The organism is Arenibaculum sp. (genome assembly GCF_035998295.1).
GTDB lineage: Bacteria > Pseudomonadota > Alphaproteobacteria > Azospirillales > Azospirillaceae > DASYHS01.
Genome location: NZ_DASYHS010000089.1, coordinates 1 through 7,991, shown reverse-complemented (window position 1 = coordinate 7,991; position 7,991 = coordinate 1). Strand labels below are relative to the sequence as shown.

10 protein-coding genes are annotated in these 7,991 nt (G+C 72.0%); 4 read left to right on the top strand and 6 right to left on the bottom strand.

Annotated elements, in window-relative coordinates:
• A partial coding sequence (locus VGO20_RS10235; protein ID WP_327502231.1) for a septal ring lytic transglycosylase RlpA family protein occupies positions 1-269 on the bottom strand: 269 nt, incomplete at its 3' end.
• A gap of 7 nt (positions 270-276) precedes the next feature.
• Positions 277-555 (bottom strand): hypothetical protein, encoded by a 279-nt coding sequence (locus VGO20_RS10230; protein ID WP_327502230.1) that lies wholly within the window; start codon positions 553-555, stop codon positions 277-279.
• A 208-nt stretch (positions 556-763) separates the two neighbouring features.
• Here VGO20_RS10230 and VGO20_RS10225 point away from each other — a divergent pair, with 208 nt between their 5' ends.
• Entirely contained in the window at positions 764-1,597 is an 834-nt protein-coding gene (locus VGO20_RS10225) for an ion transporter (RefSeq protein ID WP_327502229.1), read from the top strand.
• Positions 1,598-1,625: 28 nt separating this feature from the next.
• On the opposite strand, the gene VGO20_RS10220 is transcribed toward VGO20_RS10225, so the two are convergent.
• Genes VGO20_RS10220 through VGO20_RS10210 form a run of 3 tightly spaced genes read right to left on the bottom strand, consistent with a single transcriptional unit; the run spans position 1,626 to position 3,934 of the window.
• Positions 1,626-2,147, bottom strand: coding sequence for a GNAT family N-acetyltransferase (locus VGO20_RS10220; protein WP_327502228.1), 522 nt, complete (start codon positions 2,145-2,147; stop codon positions 1,626-1,628).
• Between the two features lie 6 nt (positions 2,148-2,153).
• Entirely contained in the window at positions 2,154-2,726 is a 573-nt protein-coding gene (locus VGO20_RS10215) for a helix-turn-helix domain-containing protein (RefSeq protein ID WP_327502226.1), read from the bottom strand.
• Positions 2,727-2,758: 32 nt separating this feature from the next.
• Positions 2,759-3,934, bottom strand: a complete 1,176-nt coding sequence (locus VGO20_RS10210) for an FAD-dependent monooxygenase (protein WP_327502225.1) — start codon at positions 3,932-3,934, stop codon at positions 2,759-2,761.
• Between the two features lie 108 nt (positions 3,935-4,042).
• Here VGO20_RS10210 and VGO20_RS10205 point away from each other — a divergent pair, with 108 nt between their 5' ends.
• Entirely contained in the window at positions 4,043-4,603 is a 561-nt protein-coding gene (locus VGO20_RS10205; protein ID WP_327502224.1) for a TetR/AcrR family transcriptional regulator, read from the top strand.
• 92 nt (positions 4,604-4,695) lie between these two features.
• The gene (locus VGO20_RS10200; RefSeq protein WP_327502223.1) at positions 4,696-5,331 is read left to right on the top strand and encodes a LysE family translocator; all 636 of its coding nucleotides are present in this window, start codon (positions 4,696-4,698) and stop codon (positions 5,329-5,331) included.
• Positions 5,332-5,393: 62 nt separating this feature from the next.
• Here the strand turns inward: VGO20_RS10200 and VGO20_RS10195 are convergent, their stop codons facing one another.
• Positions 5,394-7,484, bottom strand: a complete 2,091-nt coding sequence (locus VGO20_RS10195) for a methyl-accepting chemotaxis protein (protein ID WP_327502222.1) — start codon at positions 7,482-7,484, stop codon at positions 5,394-5,396.
• A gap of 280 nt (positions 7,485-7,764) precedes the next feature.
• On the opposite strand from VGO20_RS10195, the gene VGO20_RS10190 reads away from it, so the two are divergent.
• On the top strand, positions 7,765-7,991 hold a 227-nt coding region (locus VGO20_RS10190; protein WP_414639792.1), incomplete at its 3' end, for a hypothetical protein.

The window sequence follows — 7,991 nt, the reverse complement described above, 5'->3', positions numbered from 1 at the left end:
GTCGCGACCGTGCCCATGGGCAGCGTCCGATGGGCGGCGGTCAGGTCGTCCTGGTCGAACCTTTCGCCGCTGGCGGTGAGCCGGCCGTGGAAGCGCGGCCCGTACCAGGACGCCATCCCCTTCTGCACGAAGCTCGGCTGCACGCGGGTCGGCGCCGATGGGGGCGCGGGTGCTGGCTCCGGCACGGCCGGCGGGCGCGACGCGCAGGCGGCGAGCAGCAGGAGCAGCGCCCCCGCGAGCGCCGCCGGGACAGGACGCCCTCGGCGCACCGGCCGTTCAATCGTCGTCGCGGCGCTGGCGCTTGCCCTTATGGGTGTGGTGATGGTGATGGTGGACCTCGCGGCTCGGGGTCGTCGCGGCGCCGATCAGGGCGCCTCCCGCCCCGCCCACGACCGCCGACATCACGGGATCGTACCCCAAAAGATATCCGCCGGCAGCCCCCGCTCCGGCGCCGACGGCGCCGCCGGTCACCGCGCGCCTTTCGGCGTGGTTCATCGTGCATGCGGAAAGCAGGCTTGCCGCCAGGATCGCCACCGCAGCCATTCTCGTCATCATCGCCGGTTTCCGTGTCGTGGAAGTTCTATCCGCACTTTCGGATTAGGCGGCCATCGGCCCTGTGACGGCGGCCACACCCGCCGGTGACAAAAAAGGGGCAGGACCGGCATGGCCCCCGGGCCCCGCAGCACGCTGCCAGGACGGTCCGGATGTGCTACCTATCGGTGGTCGAAACCCCTTCTCTCCCGGTGCCCCCTTGCAGCCGACCATGACCACGTCCGCATCTCCGTCCGACTGGCGCGGGGCCGTACGCCGCTTCGTCCAGCAGCCCTGGTTCCAGAAGACCATCCTGGTCCTGATCCTGATCAACGCCGTGATCCTCGGCCTGGAGACGTCGCCCGCGGTGATGGCGGCGGCCGGGCCGGTGCTGCGCGCGGTCGACGGCGTGATCCTGGCCGTGTTCGTGGTCGAGATCGCGCTGCGCATGGTCGCGCACGGCCCGCGCTTCTTCCGCGACCCCTGGAGCGTGTTCGACTTCGCCGTCGTCGCGGTGGCGCTGGTCCCGGATACCGGCCCGCTGGCGGTGCTGCGCGCGCTGCGCGTCCTGCGCGTGCTGCGCTCGATCTCGGCGGTGCCGCGGCTGCGCCGGGTCGTGGAGGGGCTGCTGGGCGCGATCCCCGGGCTGGGGGCGATCGTGGCGCTGCTCGGGCTGATCTTCTACGTCGCGGGGGTGATGGCGACGATGCTGTTCGGCCGGGCGTTTCCCGACTGGTTCGGCAGCCTTCCCGAGAGCGTCTACACGCTGTTCCAGGTGATGACGCTCGAAAGCTGGTCGATGGGGATCGTGCGCCCGGTGATGGAGGTCTATCCCTATGCCTGGCTGTTCTTCATCCCCTTCATCGCGGTCGCGACCTTCACGATGCTGAACCTGTTCATCGCCGTCGTCGTGAACGCGATGCAGGCCGAACACCAGGCCGACGCCGACGCGGCCGAAGCGGCCGCCCAGGGCGAGCGCGACCTGATGATGGAGGAGATCCGCGGCCTGCGCCGGGACGTGGCGGAACTGCGCGCGATCCTGCGGCCGGAGGAGAAGACGCGGTAAGGGCGCGCTCCCCCGCGGGCAGGCGTCCTCACAGCGGCTTGTACATGATCGTCGTCGCGTCGAGCCGGTCCTCGGCCGGGTCGAGGCAGTAGCCGGGGATCGTCCCCACGGTCCGGTAGCCGAGCGAGGCGTAGAGCGGTTCGGCCTTGTCGCCGGTGCGCGTGTCCAGCGTCACCAGGCTCCGCCCCCGGCCGGCCGCGGCGCGTTCGATCCCGGCCATCAGCGCCCTGGCGATGCCCCGGCGGCGGAAGTCGGGATGCACCAGCAGCTTGCGGATCTCCGCGCGGTGGGGCTGGTTGGGCGGCGTGTCGCAGTCGAGCTGGACCGCCCCGACGATCCGTCCTTCCTGCCGCGCGACCAGGAGCACCAAGCCCCCGCCGCGCAGCGCCGGCAGCACCTTGCCGCCCCACCAGGCCTCGCCGTCGGCCTGCGTATGGGGCAGCACGAAGCCGATGCTGGCCCCGTCGCGGACGCAGGCGTGCAGCAGCGCGCCGAGCTCGCCCAGATGCTCCGCGACGTCGTCCGCGGAGAATGTCGTGATGGTGGTCATGCCCGCTCACACCATGAAGAGGAAATACTTGGCCGGACTGTCCTCCGGCGTCGCGAACGCGCTGGGGCCGAAAAGCTGGTAGCGCAGGCAGTCGCCGGGCCGCAGGTCGTGGGCGCGCCCGTCCACCGTGACCTCCAGCCGGCCCTCGACCAGCAGCAGATGGTGCTCGAGCCCCCGCCTCGACGGCTCGTCATAGGCGATGCGCGTGCCCGGCCCGAGCTCGCATTCCAGCGCTTCCCCGGCCAGGGTCTGCGCCGGCGGCGACACCGAGCGCCGCCGGAAGCCGATCCTCGGGTCCGTCCATACCGGCTGCACGTCCCGGCGGACCAGGGGCGCGAAGTCCTCCTCGACCATGTACATCAGCCGCGACATCGGCAGGCCGTAGGCCGCGCACAGCTTGCCCAGCACGCTCGCGGTCGGGCTCACCTCGGCGTTCTCCACCCGCGACAGCGTGGCGCGGCTCACGCCGCACGACCTCGCCAGCTCGTCGAGCGACCAGCCGCGTTCGGCCCGCAACGCCCTGAGGCGCAGCGCGATCCGCCGGTCGATCGAGAATTCATCCGAAGGTGTTTCGTCCATATCGGGGAATATTTCCCGGATATGGGAACTTGTCAAGCCGGAGGGGCGCGGTGCCGCAGGCCGGACAGGTCGAACGCCAGCGAACGCTCGAACGCCGGCAGGCGGTCCAGGGCCCGGAGGCCGAGGTTGCGCGCCGCGCGCAGGACCGGGTTGCGGAGCCTCGCGACCCTGGTCAGGCGGTCCGACAGCGCGAGGACGCGCTCCGCGGCGGGCCGGCGCAGCGCCACGTACTCGTCCAGCGCCTCGCGGTCGCGCCGCCCGGCCACGATGCCGGCGAGCCTCGGCCCCAGCACGCAGGCATCGACGATCCCGGTGTTCATTCCCTGGCCGCCGGCGGGGCTGTGCACATGGGCGGCGTCGCCCGCCAGGACCATCCGGCCCTGGTGGTACCGGCCCGCGAGGCGGTGGTGGACCCGGAACCGGGAACCCCAGACGACCTCGCGTACCCGGGCGGCTTCGCCGCGCGGCCCGCGCGCGTCGAGGATCCGCTGGACGTCGTCGACCGTCGGTTCGGGCGGCGCCTCGCCGACGGTCGCGACGATCCTGTGGCGGCCTTCCGGCAGCGGCGCCACGACCACGAGCCCCTCCGGCGCGAAGAACAGGTCCACCTCGTCGCGGGCCAGCCCCCAGTCCATCGTCACGTCGGCCAGCACGAACGAGCCCTCGTAGGCCGACCCCTCGAACGGGATTCGCGCGGCCTGACGCACGACCGAATGCATCCCGTCCGCCCCGGCCACGTAGCCGGCGCGCATCCGCGAGACGGCCCCGTCCGGGCCGCGCAGCGTCGCGTCGACGCCGTCGATGCCTTCCGCGAGGTCGGTCACCTCGAACGCGCGATGGACCCGGTGGCCGAGCGCGCCGAGCCGCGCCTCGAGAATGGCTTCCGTGACCGCCTGGGAGATCATGGTCGTGAACGGATAGCGCGTCGGCAGCGCGGTGAAGTCCACGGTCAGCAGCCGCGCATCGCGCGAGCGGACCGAGAAGCGCGGCACGATGTGCGCCTGCTCCAGGATCGTATCGGCGACCCCGAGCGGCTCCAGCATCTCCAGCGTGTTGGAGTGGATGACCGCGGCGCGCGAGGTGTTCGCGCCGGCCGCGATCCGGTCGACGATGACGAAGCCGCAGCCGGCCTGCGCGAGGCTCAGTGCGAGCGACAGGCCGGTCGGCCCGGCCCCCACGATCAGGACGTCCGTCTCCCGAGGCACCATGATCGACTCTCCTCCCGAATATGCCAACAACTGTTGGCCAACATTCGTTGACGGATACGCCCGGGACGTCGTAGTGTCAACACCTGTTGGCACGACCGGGAGACGGTGATGGCGGCTGCGCGTATACGCTCGGACGAGACCAGGGAGCGCATCGCGCGAGCGGCGCGGCGGCTCTTCGCGGAGCATGGCTACGAGCGGACGACGATCCGGGCCGTGGCGGGTGAGGCCGGGATCGACCCGTCCATGGTCATGCGCTATTTCGGCAGCAAGGAAGGCCTGTTCGCCGCCGTCAGCTCCTTCGACCTGCGCCTGCCGGACTTGGCGGCCCTGCCCCGCGAAGCGGTCGGACGGGCGCTCGTGCGCCACTTCCTGACGCGTTGGGAGCAGGGCGACGACGGCCTCGTCGTCCTCCTGCGCGCCGCCTCGTCCAACGAGGAGGCGCGCGCGCGCATGCGCGAGATCTTCGCGAGCCAGGTGCTGCCCCGGATCGCCGGGATCGCCGAGGACGAGGCCGCGTTGCGCGCCGAGCTGATCGCCAGCCAGATCCTCGGCCTCGCCTTCTGCCGCTTCGTCCTGCGCCTGCCCCATCTTTCCGGCCCCGACGCCGAAGCCGTCGTCGAGCGGGTCGGCTCCGTCGTCCAGTTCCATCTGTTCGGCGCGGCGCGCTGAGTTCGCCCCCGGGGCCGCCGCCGTATTTTGATCTGGATCGACCCGGCGGCCGGCGTAGGATCGCGGACGCCGTTCCCGCTGGAGAAGCGCCGATGCTGGAGATCTACGCCGTCACCCTGATCGGCATCGTGCTGGGCCAGGTGACCCCCGGCCCCAACCTGCTGGCGGTCGCCGGCGCGGCACTCGGCCAGGGGCGGCGCGCGGCGACGTTCGTGGCGCTCGGCGTCGCGACCGCCATCTTCGTGTGGGTGACGCTCGCCGCCTTCGGGCTCGCCTTGGTCCTGGCGGTCGCTCCCGCGCTGCTGACCGTGATGAAGCTGCTGGGCGGCGGCTATCTGTGCTTCATCGCGCTGAAGTCGCTCCGCGCCGCGTGGCGGGGCAGCAACCCCGCCTTCGGGGCCGGCGAGACGCATTGGACCGATCTGGCCGCGTGGCGCCGCGGCGTGCTGGTCAACCTCACCAACCCCAAATCGGCGCTGATGTGGGCGGCGGTCGCGACCTTCCTGTTCGGCTCGGGCCTGTCGGCGCCGCAGGTGCTCGGCTTCGCCCCTCTCGGCTTCGCCTCCGCGCTCGTCGTCTACGGCACCTACGGGGTCCTGTTCTCCAGCGGGGTGGCCCGGCGCGCCTACGCGCGCTTCGCCCGCGCCGTCGAGGCGCTGTTCGGCCTGGCCTTCGGCGCGATCGGCGGCAAGCTGGTCGCGGACGGCATCGGCGAGATCGCGCGCTAAGCCGGATACCCGGCAGGAGGAACGCCCCCCTGCCGGGCCGGAACGGCGTCCCGCCGTGCCGGTCAGGCCGCCCGGACGGTGGCGATGAAGGCCTCCACCTCGCGCCGGAGTGTCTCGGCCTCCTTGGACAGGCCGCCCGCCGCCGCCAGCACCTGGGTGGCCGCCGTGCCGGTCTCCGACGCCGCCTCGTTCACGCCGGAGATGTTGGCCGAGACCTCCTGGGTGCCGCGCGCGGCCTGCTGGACGTTGGAGGAAATGTCCCGCGTGGCCGCTCCCTGCTGGTCCACCGCGGCCGCGATCGCTCCGGTGATCTCGTCCATCCGGCCGATCGTGCCTTCGATGGCCTCGACCGCCGCCCGCGCCCCGCCCGTGGCCGCCTGGATCTCGCCGACCTTGGCCTGGATCTCCTCGGTCGCCCTGGCGGTCTGGGTCGCCAGCGCCTTGACCTCGGAGGCGACGACCGCGAAGCCCTTCCCGGCCTCCCCGGCGCGCGCCGCCTCGATCGTCGCGTTGAGCGCCAGCAGGTTGGTCTGGCCGGCGATGTTCTGGATCATGTCCACCACCGCGCCGATCTGGCTCGCGGCCTCGACCAGGCCGACGATGGTGCCGACCGTGCGCTTGGTCTCCTGCACCGCCGTGGTCGCGACCGCCGTCGAGTTCGCGACCTGCCGCCCGATCTCCTGGATCGAGGCCGTGAGCTCCTCGGTCGCCGTCGCCACCGTCTGGACATTCGCCGACGCCTGCTCGGAGGCCGAGGCCACCGCCATGGCCCGCCGGCTGGCCCCCTCCGCCGTGCCCGACATCGCGCTCGCGGCACCCTGCATCTGCGTCGCCGACGCGGCGACCGACTCGACGATGGCCTTCACGCTGGCCTCGAACCGGTCGGCCAGGCCCAGCATCGCCGTCTTGCGCTCCCGCGCGGCCTGCGCCTTGTGCTCCTCCTGCGCGGCGGCAAGGCGCTCGTTCTCGATCATGTTGTCCTTGAACACCTGCACCGCCTGGGCCATCCGGCCGATCTCGTCGCGCCGGCCGGCACCGGGGACGTCGGTGGTCTTGTCGCCGGCGGCGAGGCGCCCCATCGCGTCCGTCATCCCCGAGACCGGGGCGACGATGCGGCGCCCGACCACCCAGACGCTCCCGGCGGCCAGGACGAACCCGCCCAGGAGCATGGCCGCTTCCACGGCCATCCGGGCGGTGCTCCGGGCCATCTCGGCGGAGGCCCGCGCACCGGCCTCGGCGCCGATCTCGCCGGCAAGATTCAGGATGGTGTCGACCGCCGTCGTGGCGCGGGCGACGTAGTCGGTGGCTGAAACCGTGTAGCGTCCCGTCTCGCCGGCGGCGTAGACCTCCTCGCGCAGCGCCTCGTAGCGGCCGAAATACGCCTCTTCCACCGCGACGATGGCCTGCTTCAGCGATTCGGGGACGTCGGCGCGCAGTTCGAGCGCGTGGATCGTGCTCCAGGCGAGGAGGACGTGACCGCGCGCCCTGGACACCGCGCGCAGCAGGTCCTGGTCGATGGGCACGCCCGCGGCGATGGCGGCACCCAGGGTCCCGCGTTCGCGGCCGGCATTCTCCGCCATGACCGCGGCGAGGTGCCGGGCCTGGACGAACTGCGAGAGCTGCGCCGACGGCGCGCCGCTCAGCATCTCGACCGTAACGCGCAGTTCCTGGACCTTCTCGATCAGCGCCGTGCTCGCGGGGGCGAAGCCTTCGACCACGCTCCTGTCCCGGGCGGAGGCCGGCTTCGCCAGGTTCTCGTCCACGCCGGCGCGAACGGCGCGCAACGCCAGGAACAGGCGCTCGGCCTCCTCCACCATGCCGGCCGTCTGCCCGGCGACCGGCAAGGACCGCACCTGCTCGAGGCCGGCGGCGAAGACGCCATCCGCGGCGGCGCGCTGGCGGGCGATCTGGTCGCGCCGCTCGGCCGACGCAGGCTCGGCCGCGTTCAGCGGCGCGGTCGTCAGGCCGCGTTCGAGGGCCCACTGCCCGGCCGTGCGGATCAGCAGGTCGGACGCCTCGTTGACGGCCAGGAAGGCGGCGGCGTCCCGGCGCCCGTTCATGCGGTCGTAGGTGCTCATTCCCGTGCTGGTGACGATCAGCGCCGCCAGCGCGGTCACGATGGTATAGAGCGTCGCCTTGATGGTGATCGCCATAACGTTTCTCCCCGGGGCACCCGTTCTCCTTCCGGCCACCGAGTGCCATCCCGGCGGCCGAGAGCCGATTCCGTTCCCTGCCCCCATGCTTGGGGTTAAAGTCTGAAAACATCGTAAGTAATTTTGGCGATATTTTCTCCACCTATGCGAAAGAATATGGACTGCTTTTCCGCTCCCGTCGCGCGACGGACCCGCCCGGTGCTCCGGGCCTCGTGGCGGATTGCCGCCGCCGGGCAATTGGTTTAGGTCGGGGGAGACGGAAATCTCGGGAGGCCGCGCGATGACGGCGACGGGCGAACAGGCGGCGGGCGGCTACGCGCGCATCGGCGACCTCGACATGTATTACGAGGTCCACGGCGCCGGTCGTCCGCCGCTGCTGCTGCTGCATGGCGGGCTGGAGACGGTCGGGACCTCCTTCGGCAAGGTCGTGGCGCATTTCGCCCGCACCCGCCAGGTCGTCGCGGTCGAGCAGCAGGGTCACGGGCGCACCGCCGACCTCGACCGCCC